The sequence below is a fragment of the Rhizobium sp. M1 genome, assembly GCF_002531805.1.
Lineage (GTDB): Bacteria > Pseudomonadota > Alphaproteobacteria > Rhizobiales > Rhizobiaceae > Rhizobium > Rhizobium etli_C.
Map to the genome: position 1 here is coordinate 202,731 of NZ_NWSW01000002.1, position 16,224 is coordinate 218,954.

Annotated in this window: 17 protein-coding genes; 5 read left to right on the forward strand and 12 right to left on the reverse strand. The window is 63.0% G+C overall.

What is annotated here, in order from left to right:
• Positions 1-21: 21 nt before the first annotated feature.
• The 7 genes from benD to CO655_RS03140 form a co-directional block, all read right to left on the reverse strand.
• Positions 22-810 (reverse strand): benzoate diol dehydrogenase BenD, encoded by a 789-nt coding sequence (gene benD, locus CO655_RS03110; RefSeq protein WP_097608844.1) that lies wholly within the window; start codon positions 808-810, stop codon positions 22-24.
• Positions 807-1,832 carry a benzoate 1,2-dioxygenase electron transfer component BenC gene (gene benC / locus CO655_RS03115; protein ID WP_097608843.1) on the reverse strand — a complete coding sequence of 342 codons (1,026 nt, stop codon included), beginning with the start codon at positions 1,830-1,832 and terminating at the stop codon, positions 807-809. The genes benD and benC overlap by 4 nt, the downstream gene beginning before the upstream one ends.
• Before the next feature lie 37 nt (positions 1,833-1,869).
• Entirely contained in the window at positions 1,870-2,358 is a 489-nt protein-coding gene (gene benB / locus CO655_RS03120; protein WP_009997079.1) for a benzoate 1,2-dioxygenase small subunit, read from the reverse strand.
• Positions 2,355-3,713 carry a Rieske 2Fe-2S domain-containing protein gene (locus CO655_RS03125; protein ID WP_097663741.1) on the reverse strand — a complete coding sequence of 453 codons (1,359 nt, stop codon included), beginning with the start codon at positions 3,711-3,713 and terminating at the stop codon, positions 2,355-2,357. Before CO655_RS03125 ends, benB begins: the two co-directional genes overlap by 4 nt.
• Before the next feature lie 102 nt (positions 3,714-3,815).
• Positions 3,816-4,754 (reverse strand): catechol 1,2-dioxygenase, encoded by a 939-nt coding sequence (catA, locus tag CO655_RS03130; RefSeq protein WP_077990939.1) that lies wholly within the window; start codon positions 4,752-4,754, stop codon positions 3,816-3,818.
• Between the two features lie 63 nt (positions 4,755-4,817).
• A complete protein-coding gene (gene catC / locus CO655_RS03135) occupies positions 4,818-5,108 on the reverse strand; it encodes a muconolactone Delta-isomerase (protein ID WP_097608864.1) in 291 nt (96 codons plus the stop codon).
• Positions 5,109-5,119: 11 nt separating this feature from the next.
• A complete protein-coding gene (locus CO655_RS03140; protein WP_097663742.1) occupies positions 5,120-6,268 on the reverse strand; it encodes a muconate/chloromuconate family cycloisomerase in 1,149 nt (382 codons plus the stop codon).
• Positions 6,269-6,366: 98 nt separating this feature from the next.
• Between CO655_RS03140 and CO655_RS03145 the strand changes: the two genes are divergently transcribed.
• The 5 genes from CO655_RS03145 (at position 6,367) to CO655_RS03160 (ending at position 10,398) form a co-directional block, all read left to right on the forward strand.
• Positions 6,367-7,305 (forward strand): LysR family transcriptional regulator, encoded by a 939-nt coding sequence (locus CO655_RS03145; RefSeq protein ID WP_010032541.1) that lies wholly within the window; start codon positions 6,367-6,369, stop codon positions 7,303-7,305.
• A gap of 430 nt (positions 7,306-7,735) precedes the next feature.
• Positions 7,736-7,864 carry a hypothetical protein gene (locus CO655_RS34660; protein ID WP_280953061.1) on the forward strand — a complete coding sequence of 43 codons (129 nt, stop codon included), beginning with the start codon at positions 7,736-7,738 and terminating at the stop codon, positions 7,862-7,864.
• Complete coding sequence (locus tag CO655_RS03150; RefSeq protein ID WP_097663743.1) at positions 7,861-8,610, forward strand: metal ABC transporter ATP-binding protein; 750 nt, start codon at positions 7,861-7,863, stop codon at positions 8,608-8,610. The genes CO655_RS34660 and CO655_RS03150 overlap by 4 nt, the downstream gene beginning before the upstream one ends.
• The gene (locus CO655_RS03155) at positions 8,607-9,479 is read left to right on the forward strand and encodes a metal ABC transporter permease (RefSeq protein ID WP_097663744.1); all 873 of its coding nucleotides are present in this window, start codon (positions 8,607-8,609) and stop codon (positions 9,477-9,479) included. The genes CO655_RS03150 and CO655_RS03155 overlap by 4 nt, the downstream gene beginning before the upstream one ends.
• A gap of 16 nt (positions 9,480-9,495) precedes the next feature.
• Positions 9,496-10,398: a zinc ABC transporter substrate-binding protein gene (locus CO655_RS03160; RefSeq protein ID WP_097663745.1), complete on the forward strand. Its 903-nt coding sequence runs from the start codon at positions 9,496-9,498 to the stop codon at positions 10,396-10,398.
• A 31-nt stretch (positions 10,399-10,429) separates the two neighbouring features.
• Here the strand turns inward: CO655_RS03160 and CO655_RS03165 are convergent, their stop codons facing one another.
• The 5 genes from CO655_RS03165 to CO655_RS03185 form a co-directional block, all read right to left on the reverse strand.
• Positions 10,430-10,738 carry a Dabb family protein gene (locus CO655_RS03165; protein WP_097663746.1) on the reverse strand — a complete coding sequence of 103 codons (309 nt, stop codon included), beginning with the start codon at positions 10,736-10,738 and terminating at the stop codon, positions 10,430-10,432.
• Positions 10,739-10,833: 95 nt separating this feature from the next.
• Positions 10,834-11,253: a hypothetical protein gene (locus CO655_RS03170; protein WP_097608836.1), complete on the reverse strand. Its 420-nt coding sequence runs from the start codon at positions 11,251-11,253 to the stop codon at positions 10,834-10,836.
• Between the two features lie 120 nt (positions 11,254-11,373).
• Positions 11,374-14,286, reverse strand: a complete 2,913-nt coding sequence (locus tag CO655_RS03175) for a sensor domain-containing phosphodiesterase (RefSeq protein ID WP_097663747.1) — start codon at positions 14,284-14,286, stop codon at positions 11,374-11,376.
• On the reverse strand, positions 14,283-14,897 hold the full coding sequence (locus tag CO655_RS03180) for a GNAT family protein (protein WP_097663748.1): 615 nt from the start codon (positions 14,895-14,897) through the stop codon (positions 14,283-14,285). The genes CO655_RS03175 and CO655_RS03180 overlap by 4 nt, the downstream gene beginning before the upstream one ends.
• A gap of 28 nt (positions 14,898-14,925) precedes the next feature.
• Positions 14,926-16,224, reverse strand: a complete 1,299-nt coding sequence (locus tag CO655_RS03185) for a pitrilysin family protein (protein WP_097663749.1) — start codon at positions 16,222-16,224, stop codon at positions 14,926-14,928.

The window sequence follows — 16,224 nt, forward strand, 5'->3', positions numbered from 1 at the left end:
AACGCAGTCAGTGTTGAGATGTCAGCCGGTATCGCCCCCAGCCACGGGCAGCACGCTGCCGGTGATGTAGGACGCTTCGTCCGAGGCGAGGAACAGGATCGGCGCTACCTGTTCCTCGATGGTCCCGTACCGCTTCATGAGACTGGATTGCTTCACCTGGCCGACGACTTCGGCCATCCAGGCCTTCTCCGCATTCGTATCGCCCGCGCCATTGCGCGGAATCCGACGCGCCGGCGCTTCCGTGCCGCCCGGTGCGGTGGCGACGACGCGGATGTTGCGCTCAGCCAGTTCCATGGCAAGCGACTGGGTGATGGCGTTCACGCCGCCCTTGGCCGCCGAATAAGGCACGCGATGGATGCCGCGCGTTGCATTCGAGGATATGTTGACGATGGTGCCGCCGCCCCGCGCGAAGAGATGCGGCAGGACGGCATGGCAGCAATAGAGCGTCGGCATCAGCGAGCGGCGGATCTCCGCGTCGATCTGCTGCGCTTCGAATTCCGCGAAGGGGCGCATGCGGATGGCGCCGCCGACATTGTTGATCAGGATATCGATGCCGCCGAAGCGTTGCTCGGCGAAGCGCATCGCGGAAACCGCGCCGTCATAGGTCTCCAGATCGGCATTGAAGGCGGCAGTTTCGGCGGTGCCGGCTTCGGCTGCGATCTCCGCCACGAAATCGGCGCGGTCGACGAACAGCACCTTGCCGCCCTCTTTCGCGGCACGGACGGCCACGGCACGGCCGATGCCCTGCGCGGCGCCGGTAACGACCAGCACCTTGCCGTCAAACCGACCGGTGACGCGCGGCGCGCTCATGCTGCCTCCTTCGCCGCCGCATTGGGCGTGAATTTTTCGTATTGGAAGCTGTTGGGCTTCACGCCGTTGTCGTCGAAATGCTTGCGCACCGCATCGACCATCGGCGGGGGACCGCAGAGATAGACGTCGACATCGCCGTCATGAAGCAGCTTGGCCGGCATATGTTGCGTAACCCATCCCTTACGCGGATGGCTCGAGGCCTCCTCGGCCACCACCGTGGTGAAGCTGAAGTTGGGCAGGCGCGCGGCATAGGCCTCGATCTCGTCGACGAGAACCAGATCGAGATCGCGCGTCACGCCGTAGATCAGATGGATTTCCTGTTCCGATCCTGCGCGGGCAAGAACCTCGAGCATCGAGAGGAACGGCGCAAGACCGGTGCCGCCGGCCAAAAACAGAAGCGGCCGCTCGACGCTGCGCAGATAAAAGCTGCCCAGGGGGCCGGTCAGATTGAGCCTGTCACCGGGCTGGGCCTTGGCAAGCCAGCTGCTCATCAATCCACCCGGGATTTTCTTGATCAGGAAGCCGATGCGTTGTTCGCCCGGCGCTGTGCTGAACGAATAGGAACGGCTCCGGCCGCTGCCCGGCACGTCGATGTTGACATACTGGCCGGGCAGGAAGGAGGGAGCGGCCTCTGCGTCCACATCCAGTTCCAATACGATCGCTGCATCCTTGTGCGGCACGACAGTCGCCACCGTGGCGGTGAATTTCTGTTGCCCCGTCTTGCAGGCGGTCGATGTCGTCGGCACGGCTATGACGCAGTCGGATGAGGGCCTCATCTGGCAGGTCAGCACCAGCCCGGCCTCTGCCTCGTCGGCGGTAAGCGCGTCATCGATAAAATCATCGCCGAGATCGTAGGAGCCGCTCTCGGCGCGACACTTGCAGGTGCCGCAGACGCCGTCGGAACAGTCCATCGGCAGGTTGATCTTGGCGCGATAGGCCGCGTCGAGAACCTTCTCGCCGCTCTTGCACCCGATGAAACGGGTTACGCCGTCTTCAAAATTCAATGCGATCTTGTAGCACATGACTGCTCCTCAAAGTCTCGGCTGCGCGCGCCGGCCTTCAGATGTGGTAGACGTCGATGACCTGGCGGATGTAATCGTTCTTCAGCACGATTTTCTTCTTTGCGATCAGAAGGTTGTCACCGTGCTTGCGCAGAGTGACGAACATTGTGCCGAAGAACTGGTCGGTGACCTTGTAGCGGTGGTTCAGCGTGTGGAAGTTGTAGCGCACGTCCACTTCCCCGCTCCGATCCGCCAGTACCTCGACATTGGTCACGTTGTGGCTGGTTCGAGGCTCGGGGGTCGACGCGCCTGACCGCTCGGTCTTGATCCGAAACACGCGGTCTTCCAGGCCGTCGCGGTTCGGGTAGTAGATCAGCGAAATCTGCGACTGAGGGTCTTCGGTAATCCGATCGTCGTCATCCCAGGCCGGCATCCAGTAGGTCACGTCGGGTGCATAGCAGGTCAGCCATTCGTCCCACTCGCGATCGTCCAGGAGACGTGCTTCCCGATAAAGGAACGCGCAGATGGCGTCATGGGAAATGCTCATGGGACAACTCCGTTCTTTTCGGCGGACAGTGCCTGGCGCATCACCCTGGCCCAGTATTCGTGCTGGCGAACGAACAGGCCCTCGTCCTCGCTGCGCTCGCCCGACAGCAGCGGTGCGATGCCCATCTGCTTCGCGTTTTCGTCAGGACCGTCGATCCAGAGCGGCGCGCCCCGCGACAGGTCGTTCCAGAGCGCTGCGGTGCCTGCATATCCGGACTGGCAGGCGCGGAATTCTTCCAGGTCGTCGGCCGTGCCCATGCCGGACACGTTGAAGAAATCCTCGTATTGGCGGATGCGGAGCCGGCGATCAGCCTCGCTTTCGCCCTTCGGCGCGAAGCAGAAGATATTGATTTCGGTCTTGTCGACGCTGATCGGGCGGGTCACACGGATCTGCGTGCTGAACTGGTCCATCAGGAACGCATTCGGGTAGAGGCAGAGGTTGCGGGTCTGGTTGACGATAAAGTTTGCCTTCTCGGCGCCGACGCGGGCTGCGATCTCGTCTTTCTGATCGTAGATAGGACGCACTTCGGGGTTCATCGTGTTGGTCCACAGCAGTATGTGGCCGTTCTCGAAACCATAGACGCCGGCAATCGATTTGCTCCAGCTGTTGGCGTCGACCGCCTTCGTGCCCTCTTCCTTGCGCCGCCCCATTGTTGCGGCGTAGTTCCAGTGCACGGAACTGACGTGATAGCCGTCGCAGCCGTTTTCCATCTGCAGCTTCCAGTTTCCGTCGTAGATGTAGGACGAATTGCCCCGCAGCACTTCAAGCCCGTCCGGCGCCTGGTCGACGATCTGGTCGATGATGACCTTCGTCTCGCCGAGATAGTCCGCGAGCGTCGCGACCTCATCATTCAGGCTGCCGAACAGAAAGCCCCGATAATTCTCGAACCGGGGAACGCGCTTCAGGTCGTGCGAACCGTTCTGCGCGAACTGAGGCGGATACTGGGTGGTCTTCTCGTCCTTGACCTTGAGCAGCTTGCCGGTGTTGGAAAAGGTCCAGCCGTGGAAGGGGCAGGTGAAGCTGCCCTTGTTGCCGTGCTTGCGGCGGCACAGCATCGCGCCGCGGTGGGCGCAGGCGTTGATGACCGCGTGCAGCTCGCCGTTTTTGTCGCGAGTGATGACGACCGGCTGACGGCCGATATAGGTCGTGTAATAATCGTTGTTTTCCGGAATCTGACTCTCATGGGCCAGATAAACCCAATTGCCTTCGAAGATATGTTTTATCTCCAGCTCGAAGAGGTCTTCGTCGGTGAAGATGTCCCGGCGGCAACGGAACAGGCCGGCCTCCTTGTCGTCCTGCACGGCAGTGGCAAGCAGATGATCGAGGTCTCTTGCTTTGTCGATGATCGCAGACATGGTTTTTCTCCCGCAAAGTGCGCAATAACCGGCGCAACCTTTGCAACAGTGTCGATGATGACGATGATATGCGGGCTGGCGGCTATTCGGCCTCCTTGCCGTTTACGCGGCGGCGCGTTTGCGCTGTTCGTTGATCTGGTTGTCGATGCCGTCCACCAGTGCGGTCAGATGGATGTCGAACGTGATCTCGGCGAACGGGCCGCTCAAACCATTGGCCTTGATGCTGGCCTCGTCGCTGCGCTCGATCAGGGCCGGAACCAGGCCGTCTCGCGTCGCATAGGCAAAATCGTCGTTGACCAGCGGATCGCCTTCGATGTTGATCTGGGTCGTCAGCTTGCGATGGCCGTCGGCGCTGATGAAGAGATGGATATGCGCCGGCCGCTGGCCGTGGCGCCCGAGGGCGGAAAGCAGCTGTTCCGTCGGGCTGCCCGGCGGCACGCCATAGCCGTGCGGCACGATGCTCTGGAATTTGTAACAGCCCTGTTCGTCAGTCACGATCGTGCGGCGCATGTTGAACGGCGCCTGCTTGCCGGTCGGGTCGAAATGCGAATAGAACCCGCGGGTGTCGCAATGCCAGACTTCGACAGTCGCACCCGGCTGCGGCTTGCCGTCAGAACCATAGACGGTGCCGTGCATGATCAGTGTGTGACCATTGGCGTCGGTGCCGTCATCGAGACGGGCAAAGCCGTGACAGACCGGTGCGCCGGCCACATAGAGCGGACCCTCGATCGTGCGCGGCGTCGGATTTTCGATGCCCAGCGCCTCATCGATCGCATCGAGGCGTTCGTCTAGGAAATGATCGAGACCGAGACCGGGCGAGATCAGGCCGGCCTGGCCGGCGGCGCCGATCTCATTGAGCCAGGCAATGCCGCTCCAATATTCGTCGGGGGTGATATCGAGATCGTCGATCGCCTTGAACAGGTCGGACATGATCCGATGGACGATCAGTTTGACGCGCGGATTGCCGCCGTCCTTGTCGAGGCCGCTGAGGACACTCAGAAAGTCCTGAATGTCGGGCCTGCCGAAAATCTTCACGCTCATTTTTTCCTCCTCTTGGATTGCTCAGAAAATCGATGCGGCTTCCGTCCCGCGCCGAACATGGCGCTAGGTGTCGTCCTCGCGGATCGCCGAGGGATGCCGCAGCAGCGGCGTCACTTCGATGTCCATGAACTTGAACAACGGCAGCCCCGACAGGATCTCGTGCAGCTCCGTATTGTCCTTCACGTCGAAGATGCTGTAGTTCGCGTATTCACCGGCAATGCGCCAGATATGCCGCCATTTGCGGCTGCGCTGCAGCTCATGCGAATAGGCCTTTTCCCGCGCGATGATCTCCGCCGCCTCCGCCGAGGGTAGATCATGGGGAATCTTCACATCCATCCTTACATGGAAAAGCATCATCGCCTCCCTTATCCGGCAATGCTGATCGTCTTGCGTACTCTGCCCCGAACAAAGAACGCCATGCGATCCTCGTCCAGTTCGATCCCCAGTCCCGGTCCGTTGGGAATGGTCAGTTCGAAATCGCTGTAATCCAAAGGCGTGGCGAGGATCTCTTCGGTCAGCAGCAGCGGGCCGAAAAACTCCGTGCCCCATTGCAGATCCTTCACGCCGGCCATCAACTGCGCGGCAGCGATCGTGCCGATCGGCCCTTCGAGCATGGTGCCGCCATAGATGCCGATGCCGGCCGTCTCGGCGATGGCGACGACCTTGGCGGCGGCGAACAGGCCGCCTGCCTGCTCGATCTTGATCGAGAACACGTCAGCTGCGTGCGCCGTCACCGCTTCGAGTGCGCTTTCGGGACCGACGAGCACTTCATCGGCCATCATGGCGATCGGCGACCCGCGCGTCAGCCGGGCAAGCGGCGCCACACCGCACACCGGCTGCTCCACCAAGACGCAGCCCGCATCGGTGAGTGCCGCAATCGCATTGCGCGCCTCGCGTTCCCGCCAGGCCATGTTCACGTCCACACGAACCGAGGCCATGTCCGGCAGCGCCTTGCGGATGGCCGCCACGTGGCGGATATCCTCCTTGATCGACTTGACGCCGATCTTCAGCTTGAAGTCCTTGTGGCGGCGCCGGTCGAGCAGCGCCTGCGCCTCTTCGATATCCTTTGCGGTATCGCCGGATGCGAGCGTCCAGGCAACCGGCAGTTTCTCGCGACGCCGGCCGCCGAGCAGCTCCGACATCGACACGCCGAGGCGGCGGGCCTGGCAATCCAGCAACGCGGATTCAACGGCGCATTTGGCAAAGTGATTGCCCTTTACCGCCTTCCGAACGAGATCCATCGTCGCCTGTACGCGCGTCGGGTCGCGGCCGAGAAGCAGCGGCGCGATATATTCGTCGATGGTGAGTTTCATGCCTTCCGGGCTCTCCGGCCCGTAGGCGAGACCGCCGATGGTCGTGCCTTCACCGAGGCCCTCGATCCCATCGGAGCAGCGAACACGCACGATCGTCATGCTCTGGCGGTTCATGGTGACCATTGAGAGCGTGTGCGGCCGGATGGTCGGCAGATCGAGTATAGTAGCCTCGATGGAAACGATCCGAATTTCCGCGTGCACTGCACTTCCTCCCTTTATTTGCAGGAAGGCTAGCCCTCGTTTAGGGTAAGGTCCAAGACTATATAGGTCGAACTCTATACCTGGGAGGTATAATAGGAATGGAGCTGCGCCAACTCCGCTATTTCGTGGCGGTTGCCACCGAGCGCAATTTCTCGCGCGCCGCGGAAATTCTCCACATCGCCCAGCCGCCGCTCAGCCGGCAGATCCAACAGCTGGAGGAGGAGCTCGGCGTAAGCCTGATCGACAGGTCCAAGCGGCCGCTGAGCTTGACGGAGGCGGGACGGTTCTTCTTCGACCAGACCTCGCAGATCATCGCCCGGCTCGAGCATATCCGTGATCAGACCCGGAGAATAGGAAAGGATCAGCGCGAACGGTTCGTCATCGGCTGCGTCGGCTCCACCCTCTATGGAGGCATGCCGGACCTCGTCAGGCGCATGCGGCAGCGCTGGCCCGACCTCGATATCGAGATCCGGGAAATGATGTCGACGGAACAGGTGACTGCGCTCAAGGAGCGACGCATCGATCTGGGTTTCGGTAGGGTGCGTTTCAACGACAGGGAAGTCGAACGGCTGACGCTCCGAGAGGAGCGGCTTGTCGTCGCCTTTCCGAAGAACCATGCCAAATCCATCGCCAAGGAGCCTATCGCGCTTTCCGAGTTGGAGGGGGAATCCTTGATCATCTATCCCTCGACGCCCCGGCCAAGCTTTGCGGACGAGACGCTGAACCTGCTTGGCGAGATCAACGTCAATCCCGGACATGTCGAGGAGGTTCGCGAAATCCAGACGGCGCTGGGCATGGTCGCTGCGGGCGCCGGCCTCTGCATCATCCCCGCGGCCTCGCAGCGCCAGCGGCCGGACGATGTCTGCTATCGCATGATTGCCGACGAGAGGGCGACCTCACCCATCATCATGAGCTATCGGCGTGACGAAGCCGGCGGTCGGATCGAATCGATAAAGCAGGTTATCCGCGAAATGTATGCCGACAATCCACCCTGGCTCCAACTCTCCAATGTCCATCTGGATGCGCTCGAGAGCTGACGCAGGCCCGCCGGATGTGCCTCGTTCGCTCCCTTGAGGATCCATCGCGCTCAGGCTGACCCCGACCGGCATCCTAAGTGGAGCACACGCCCGACGGCGAGTTTGCCAGAAACGCACCCCCAGTCTCCGTCATCCCAGGCCTCCGAGCCTGGGATCCACGCCCAGTCCGATCGAGGGCAGAGTGGATCCTCGGGTCAAGCCCGGAGGACGGAGGGTGGGGTGGCTTGCGGAGCAAGACAGCACGGTATGGCAGAATGCACGCGTGCGGCACGGCCGCAGCATTATGAACCAAATTCGGCTCTGAGCGTCCGGCTGTCAAATGGCCGCACCTTGCCGTCCCGCAATATCAAACCCGTCAAGAGGCTCCGCCTCAATCTCGCCGCAATCGTTATAACATAACCGTAATGTTATTACATTGTCAGGATGAGCCATGCACCCGAACCCCGATCGCCCCTCCATCAGCCTTATGGGGCAATCGGCCTTATCCCGGGTGATCGGCATCTCGCTGGGCATTGCCGCGCTCTGGCTGGCCATTCACTGGGCGGTTCTGCTGCCATGACGCCGTTGATCCGTCTCGATGATCTCACGGTCGCCTATGATCGCCACCCCGCCGTCCATCATGTCTCCGGCGCCTTTGCGCCGGGCAGCCTGACGGCGATTGCTGGGCCGAATGGGGCGGGCAAATCGACGCTGCTGAAGGCGATCATGGGCGAGCTTCGTCCCGCCGAAGGCCGGGTCGAGCACCGGCTGGGGCGGGCGGAATTCGGCTATCTCCCGCAGGCGGCCGAGATCGATCGGCGTTTCCCGATCTCGGTCATCGACACCGTCATGCTCGGCGCCTGGAAGAGCAGGGGAGCCTTCGGCCGCGTGGCACCCGCCGATCTCGAAAAGGCGGGCGAGGCGCTGGCCGCTGTCGGCCTCGAGGGTTTCGGCAGGCGCCATGTCGGCTCGCTCTCGGCCGGCCAGTTTCAGCGCGTGCTCTTTGCCCGCCTGCTCTTGCAGGATGCCGACGTCATCCTGCTCGACGAGCCGTTCACCGCAATCGATGCCCGCACGACCAGGGACCTCCTCGATATCGTTTCCCGCTGGCACGGCGAGGGCCGCACCGTCATCGCCGTGCTGCATGATTTCGAGCTCGTTCGGACGCATTTCCCCGAAACCCTGCTGCTCGCCCGCGAGCTTGTGGGCTGGGGCCCGACCGCCGATGTCATGTCGTCCGCCAATCTCATGAAGGCTCGCGCCATGGCCGAGCGCTGGGATGAGGATGCGGCCGCCTGCGCCCCGCAGGAGGCGCCGGCGGCATGACGGCCTACGATCTCTTCCTCGCGCCCTTTGCCAATTTCGGTTTCATGCGCCGCGCCCTTGTCGCCTGCCTCTGCCTCGGGCTCGGCTCGGGGCCGATCGGCGTCTTCCTGATGCTGCGGCGCATGAGCCTGATGGGCGACGCCATGAGCCATGCGGTGCTGCCGGGGGCGGCGATCGGTTATCTCGTCGCCGGCTCGCTGTCGTTGACGGCGATGGGCCTCGGCGGCCTGGTCGCCGGCCTGTCGGTGGCGCTGCTGTCCGGCGCCGTCAGCCGCATGACCGTGCTGCGCGAGGATGCGAGCTTTGCGAGCTTCTATCTCGCTTCGTTGGCGCTGGGCGTGCTGATCGTCTCGCTGCGCGGCTCGAATATCGATCTCTTGCACGTGCTCTTCGGCACCATCTTGGCGATCGACGCACCGGCGCTTTATCAGATCGGCGCCATCACCTCGCTGACGCTTCTCATCCTCGCCGCCATCTACCGGCCGCTCGTGGCCGAATGCTTCGACCCCGGTTTCTTGAGAGCCGTCGGCGGGCGCGGACCGATCTATCACGTCCTCTTCCTGCTGCTCGTGGTGCTGAACCTCGTCGCCAGCTTCCAGGCGCTCGGCACGCTGATGGCGGTCGGCCTGATGATGCTGCCGGCGGCCATCGCCCAGCTCTGGTCGCGCAGCTTGGCCGTGATGATGCTGATTGCCACCGCCAGTGCGGCCGCCGCCGGCTATCTCGGCCTGATCGCCTCCTACCATCTCGAGCTCGCCTCCGGCCCGACGATCATCATGACGGCAGCGCTGATCTACGCCTTCTCAATCCTCTTCGCGCCCTCCGGCATCGCCCGGCGCTTCTTTCCCCGCCCGCATCTGAAGGGCTGATTTCAAGGAGACTTCGATGATTTCGCGCAGACTGCTTCTCTCCGCCGCCGCACTTTCCGCGCTGATGGCGCTGTCGGCCGCCCCCGCTTCGGCCGAAACGCTGAAGGTCGTGGCGTCCTTCACCGTGCTTGCCGATGTCGTGAAACAGGTCGGTGGCGACCATGTTCATGTCACAAGCCTCGTCGGGCCGAACGGCGACCCGCATGAATTCGAGCCGTCGCCGGCCGACGCGAAGAATTTGAAGGCGGCCGAAGTGACTTTCGTCAGCGGCGAAGGGCTGGAAGGCTGGATGGACCGGCTGATCACCGCCTCGGGCTACAAGGGCAAGCCGGTGACGGTTTCCGAAGGCATCAGCACCCGCACCATGGAAGAGGACGGCAAGACCATCACCGATCCGCATGTCTGGAACAGCCCTGTCAACGTCAAGGTCTGGGTCGCCAATATCGAAAAGGCGCTGTCATCAGCCGATCCCGCCGACGCTGCCGCCTTCAAGGCCAATGCCGAGAAATATACCCGGAAGCTGGATGAGCTGAACGCCTACGCCCATTCGAAATTCGATACGATCGCCGAGGACCGCCGCAAGGTGCTGACGAGCCACGACGCCTTCGGCTATTTCGGCCGCGAATACAAGGTGAGCTTCCTTGCGCCGCTCGGTCTCTCCACCGAGAGCGAAGCCTCGGCCGCCGATGTCGCCAAGCTGATCGAACAGATCAGGAGCGAGCACGTGAAGGCCTATTTCTTCGAAAATTCCAACGATCCGCGCCTGGTCAAGCAGGTCGCCAAGGCAACGGGCGCGGAACCCGGCGGCGAGCTCTATGTCGAATCGCTCTCCGACGCCAAGGGACCGGCGCCGACCTACGAGAAAATGTTCCGCTACAATGTCGACCAGCTCGCCGCCGCCATGGCGAAGTCGAGCTGAAGATTTGAGGGCGGGTCTATCCGGCCCGCCCTCAAATATTGAGGTCGAAGACCAGGATGCCGGCGAGGCCTCCGTCGGTCGAGGAGACGATGCGCTCGCCGACTGCCACATGTTCCGGATGGATGAGATAGGCATCGCGCGCTTCGGGGCTTTCGAAGGTGACGGCAAAGCCGTCGACGAAGCCGCCGTGCAGTCCCTCGGGAGAAACATTCGGCCCGTATTTGATATCGACGATGCCGGGAATGACATGTTTGAGGGCGGCGATCGCGGCAAACAGCGCCTGCTTGTCGTCGGTCGTCAGCGCGGTCTTCAGCCGCAGAAACACGCAGTGCAGGATCATCAGTGTCCTCCCGATTGTCGTTGCCGGCAGAATAGCGGCGAACGCCGGGAGGGCAATCAGATTTATCGCCGGCCTGATCTGGATGACCGGAGAGCTTATATCTGGTCGCCTGCTACAGGCGCGCGATTGTAGAGCTTGCGGACGAGCTCGCCGGACAAGGCGCGGGCTTCGTCCTTCTGCGCCGGCGTCATCGGCTGGCAGCTGTTTCGGAGATTGGAGCGGTCGAGCACCGTCGCCGCACCCGAATCGGCGATGACGAGGTACCAGCTGCAGGAGGCGACCCTGTCGATGGCGACGGCGCCGTGGCAGCCGGAATACAGGCAGAAGGCCACGGTCTGCTGGGCGACGTGATCGCCCTTCTGCGCCAGCGCCAGCGATCGCTTGAACTCCGCCGTCCATCGCTCGCAATGGGGCTTGTCCGGCACGCAGACCTTGGTGGCGGGATAGAGGTCGGTCGCCTGAACCGGTGAGACGAACAGGGCGCCGACCGAAAGGGCGAGCAGTAATTTGAGCATCGAATTGTCCTTATGCGATAGGAAAGAGGCGCACATCGCCGGTCGTTGGTCAATCACCATTCATGGGTGAGAGGCGCGCCGCGCAGGCGGGAAAACCGGTTAAGCCCGGTTCGCCTGCGTTCAGGCCCTTTTCGTCAGCGGAAACCGGTCGCGCAGCAGCCGCAGCACCGATTCCGACGGGATCGGCGGCCCGAACAGATAGCTCTGTCCATAGCTGCAGCCCATCTTGGCGAGCTCGATCGCATCCTCGTTGGATTCGATGCCTTCGGCCACCACCTTCATCTCCAGCTCGCGCGCCATTGCTATGACCGAGCGGAGCACGGTCGCCTTCTTGTCGCTGCCGTCGCGCACCAGTGCCTTGTCGAGCTTGATCGTGTCGAAGGGGAAGCGGGTGAGATAGGCAAGCGACGAATAGCCGGTGCCGAAATCGTCGAGCGCCAGGCCAATGCCGGCTTCTTTCAGCTTCTGCAGCACCAGGCGGGCCTGTTCCGGATTTTCCATCACCATGGATTCCGTCAGTTCCAGCTTGAGCCGCGAGGGTGCGCAATGGGTCTTGGCGAGAACCGAACGCACGTCGTCATAGAGCTCGTTGTTGAGCAGCTGCACGCTCGACAGATTGATCGACACGAAGATCGGCAATTCGCCGGTCTGGGTCTGCCAGCTCATCAGATCGTTGGTCGCCTGTTCCAGCGCGAACATGCCGAGCGGGCCGATGAGATCGGAGGCCTCGGCGATCGGGATGAATTCAGAGGGCGGGATATTGCCGCGCTTCGGATGCTCCCAGCGCATCAGCGCTTCGAAGCCGGCGATCTCGACATCCTCCAGCCGGGCGATCGGCTGGTAGACCATCGACAATTCCTTGCGTTCGATGGCGCGGCGCAGATCGGTTTCGAGCTGCAGCCGGTCGGTGCCGAAGTCGCGGAAGGCCGGCTGGAACGGTTCGACGCGGTTGCCGCCGGCCCGTTTTGCCCGGTACATGGCAAGCTCGGCGTCGCTGAGCAGGCCGCTGGCGCTCTCCTGCCGGTCCACCCAGGAGGCGAGCCCGATCGAGGCCGTCAGGATGATCTCACGATTGGAGAAGTTGATCGGCACCATGATCGCCTTGCTGACCGCATCGGCAAAATCGGCGACCTTGGCCGGATTGTGCTCGGACACCAGAATGAGGCCGAACTGATCGCCGGCCAGCCGCGCCAGCGTGTCCTGCGGCTTCATCAGCCGGCGCAGGCGCCGGGTCAGCGCGATGAGGATGTTGTCGCCGGCCGCAACGCCGAGCGCATCGTTGACCAGCTTGTAGCGGTCGATGTCGATCACCATCACCGTCGGGCGCAGCGTGTCGCCGCCCGGCGCCAGCGCCAGCACCGCCTGCAGCCGGTCGAGGAAGACCTGCCGGTTCGGCAGGCCGGTGAGATTGTCGTGCAGCGCATCGTGCAGCAGCCGCTCGACGGAATTTTTCTGCTCGGTGACGTCGACGATCGTGCCGACGCAGCGGATGATCTCGCCATTGGAGCCGAGCACCGGCCGGGCGCGGATCAGCAGCCAGTGGAAGTGCCCGTCCTCGGCGCGGATGCGGAACTCGTGATTGAGCCGGCCGCGCCGGTGTTCGAGCAGCACGTCGAGCGTGGCGCGGAAGCGGTCGCGGTCATCGGGATGCAGCCGCGGCAGCCAGTTGCGCGCCGCCCCGTGCATGGCGCCGGGGGAAAGGCCGAGCTTGACCGAGACGTCGGGAATGGTGACGACGCGGTCGCGCGCCACGTCCCAGTCCCACACCATGTCGCCGGAGCCGGTCAGCGCCAGCGATTGCCGCTCGAGATCGGAAAACAGCCCCTGCTGGAAGGCGCCGCCGGCAAAGGCGTGCTGCATGACGGTGAAGCCGATCAGGAGCACGATCAACACCAGGCCGCCGCCGAGTGCCGGCTGGATGATGTCGTTGTCGAGCCGGCCGGTGACGGTCAGCCACGCCCCGAACAGCCAGACGAGCGTCAGCGCCCAGGCCGGCACCAGGAGGATGGCGCGGTCGTAGCGGTTGAAGCCGAGATAGATGATCAAAAGCAGGCCTGTCGCCGCCGTCAGCGCGAAGGACAGCCTGGCGATGCCGGCGGCAATCGACGGATCGTAGATCGCCACGCCGAAGAGCAGGGCAAGACCGAGCACCCAGGCGAGTGTGGCGTAGCCCAGATGCGCATGCCAGCGGTTGAGGTTCAAATAGGTGAAGAGGAAGATGACGAAACTCGAGGCGAGCGCCACTTCCGCGCAGGCCCGCCATATTCGCTGGTCGGCCGAAGCGACGCTGATCAGCTTGCCGAGAAAGCCGAAGTCGACGCAGATATAGCCGAGCACCGCCCAGGCCAGCGCTGCCGTCGCCGGCAGCATCGAGGTGCCCTTGACGACGAAGAGGATGGTGAGAAACACGGCGAGCAGGCCGGCAATGCCGAGCACGATGCCGCGATAGAGCGTGAAGGCGTTGATCGTATCCTTGTAGGCGTTCGGCTCCCAGAGATAGATCTGCGGCAGCTCCGGCGTCGACAGCTCGGCGACGAAGGTGATGACGGCGCCGGGATTCAGCGTGATGCGGAAGACGTCGGCCTCGTCGCTCGGCTGCCGGTCGAGCGCAAAACCTTCGCTCGGCGTGATCGCCATGATGCGCTGCGAGCCGAGATCCGGCCAGAAGAGCTTGGAATTGACCAGGCGGAAATGCGGCGCGACGATGACGCGCTCCAGCTGTTCCTCCGAGACGTTGGCAAGCGCGAACACCGCCCAGTCGCCCTGGTGATTCTCCGAGCTCGCCCGGACCTCGATGCGCCGACGGATGCCGTCGGCACCGGCGGCCGTCGATACCTGGAAGGCCTCACCCTGGTTGGCGTAGATCTCGGTCGTTGCGGTGAGATCGAGTGCGGTATCGTCACGGGAAATCTTCACCGGTTCGGCCGCGTGGGCCACGCCCGCCATCAGGGCGAAGGCCGCCAGGAAAAGGGCTGCGATCACCGCGATCACTCGTCCGGACGGTGACTTGGGCAGCATGCGGTCTCTGGTCATCGGCTGTCGGTTATCCTGCCTTTATCCGTATCGGTGGCGAGCCGTGAAAACATCACATGGTCGTGCCACTGACCGTTGATCTTCAAATATCCGCGCAGATAGCCTTCCCGCTGAAACCCGGCCTTTTCAAGCAGACGTATGCTGCGCGCGTTATCTGGAATACAGGCTGCTTCAATACGGTGCAACTCAAGCCCGGTGAAGATATAAGGAATAACCAGCTGAAGCGCGGCGTACATATGTCCCTGGCCGGCATGGCGTTCGCCCATCCAGTAGCCGATCATGCAGCTTTGTGCCGCACCGCGCCGGATATAGCCGATGGTGATGCCGCCGACGAGGGTGCGGTTTTCCTTGAGGAAAATGAACAGCGGGATCGCCTGGCCGGAGGCATATTCCTGCTTGCCGCGGATGACGCGGGCGCGGTAGGCGCCCTCCGTCAGCTCGTCGCGCCGCCAGGTCGGCTCCCAGGGTTCGAGGAACTTGCGGCTTTCGGACCGCAGCCGGTGCCACTGGTTGAAATCCTGGTAGCGCGGCAGGCGTAAGAGGTACTTGTCGTTTTCCAGCTCGACCGCATCCGGCTGCCGCGACAGGAACCGAAACACCGATTTTGGCATCGATCACTCCCGGCAGACGGATGTCGGCTCAGCGGCCCGCCTGCATCGTCTTCGGCGCGGAGACCGAAAGCGAGGCGGTGATGTCTTCCATCGGTGCGAGCTGTTCGAGCGGCCCGATCGCCGAAAGCGTCGGCACCGTGTCGTAGAACAGCCGGCCGGCGAGATCGGTCAGCCGCTCGATGGTGATGCCTTCCAGCCGTTCCATCATCTCCGGATTGGAGATCGGCCGGCCGTAAAGCATCATCTGCCTTGCGATCTGGCCGGCGCGGGCGGCCGGGCTTTCCTGGCCCATCAGCAGCTGGGCGCGGATCTGGGCGCGGGCGCGCTCGATTTCCTTCTGGTGGATCTCATTGGCGGACTTGTGCAGTTCGTCGATGATCACGGGCACCAGCTCCGGCAGGTTTTCGCCGCCGGTCGCGGCATGAATGCCAAAGATGCCGGTGTCGGAAAAACCCCAGTGGAAGGCATAGACGGAATAACAGAGGCCGCGGAACTCGCGCACTTCCTGGAACAGCCGCGAGGACATGCCGCCGCCGAGGATATTGGCGAGAATCTGCGAGCAGTAGAAATCGCGGGCATGATAGGGCTTGCCTTCGAAGCCGAGCAGGATCTGCGCATCCATCAGATCGCGCGGTTCGCGCACGCTGCCGCCGACATAACGCGCCGCTTCCATGACCGGCGGGGCGGACGGCGCGGTCGGCAGGCTGGCGAAGCGATCTTCGACCATGCGCAGAAATTCTTGATGATCGACGGCGCCGGTCGCCACCACGAACATGCGGTCGGTCGTATAGTTGCGGCCGAGATAGGCGCGGATCTGCTGCGGCGTGAAGGAAACGACGGTCTGCGGCGTGCCAAGGATCGCCCTGCCGAGCGTCTGGTCGCGATAGGCGGCCTCCGAGAACTTGTCGAACACCACGTCGTCGGGCGTGTCGTTGGCGGCGTTGATCTCCTGCAGGATCACCTGCTTCTCGCGCTCCAGCTCCTCCTCCTCGAAGGCCGATTCCGTCAGGATATCGGCGAGGATGTCGACGGCGAGCGGCACGTGGTCCTTCAGCACGCGGGCGTAATAGGAGGTCGTTTCGGTCGAGGTGGCGGCGTTGACCTCGCCGCCGACATCCTCGATCTCCTCGGCGATCTCACGGGCCGAGCGGCGCGCCGTGCCCTTGAAGGCCATGTGTTCGAGCAGGTGGGCGATGCCGTGCTCGTCTGCCGTCTCGTTGCGCGATCCCGATTTGATCCAGACACCGAGCGCAACGCTCTCAAGGTGTGGCATCGTTTCTGTGACTACTGTCAGCCCGGATTTCAGCCGGGTGCACTCAACTGTCAT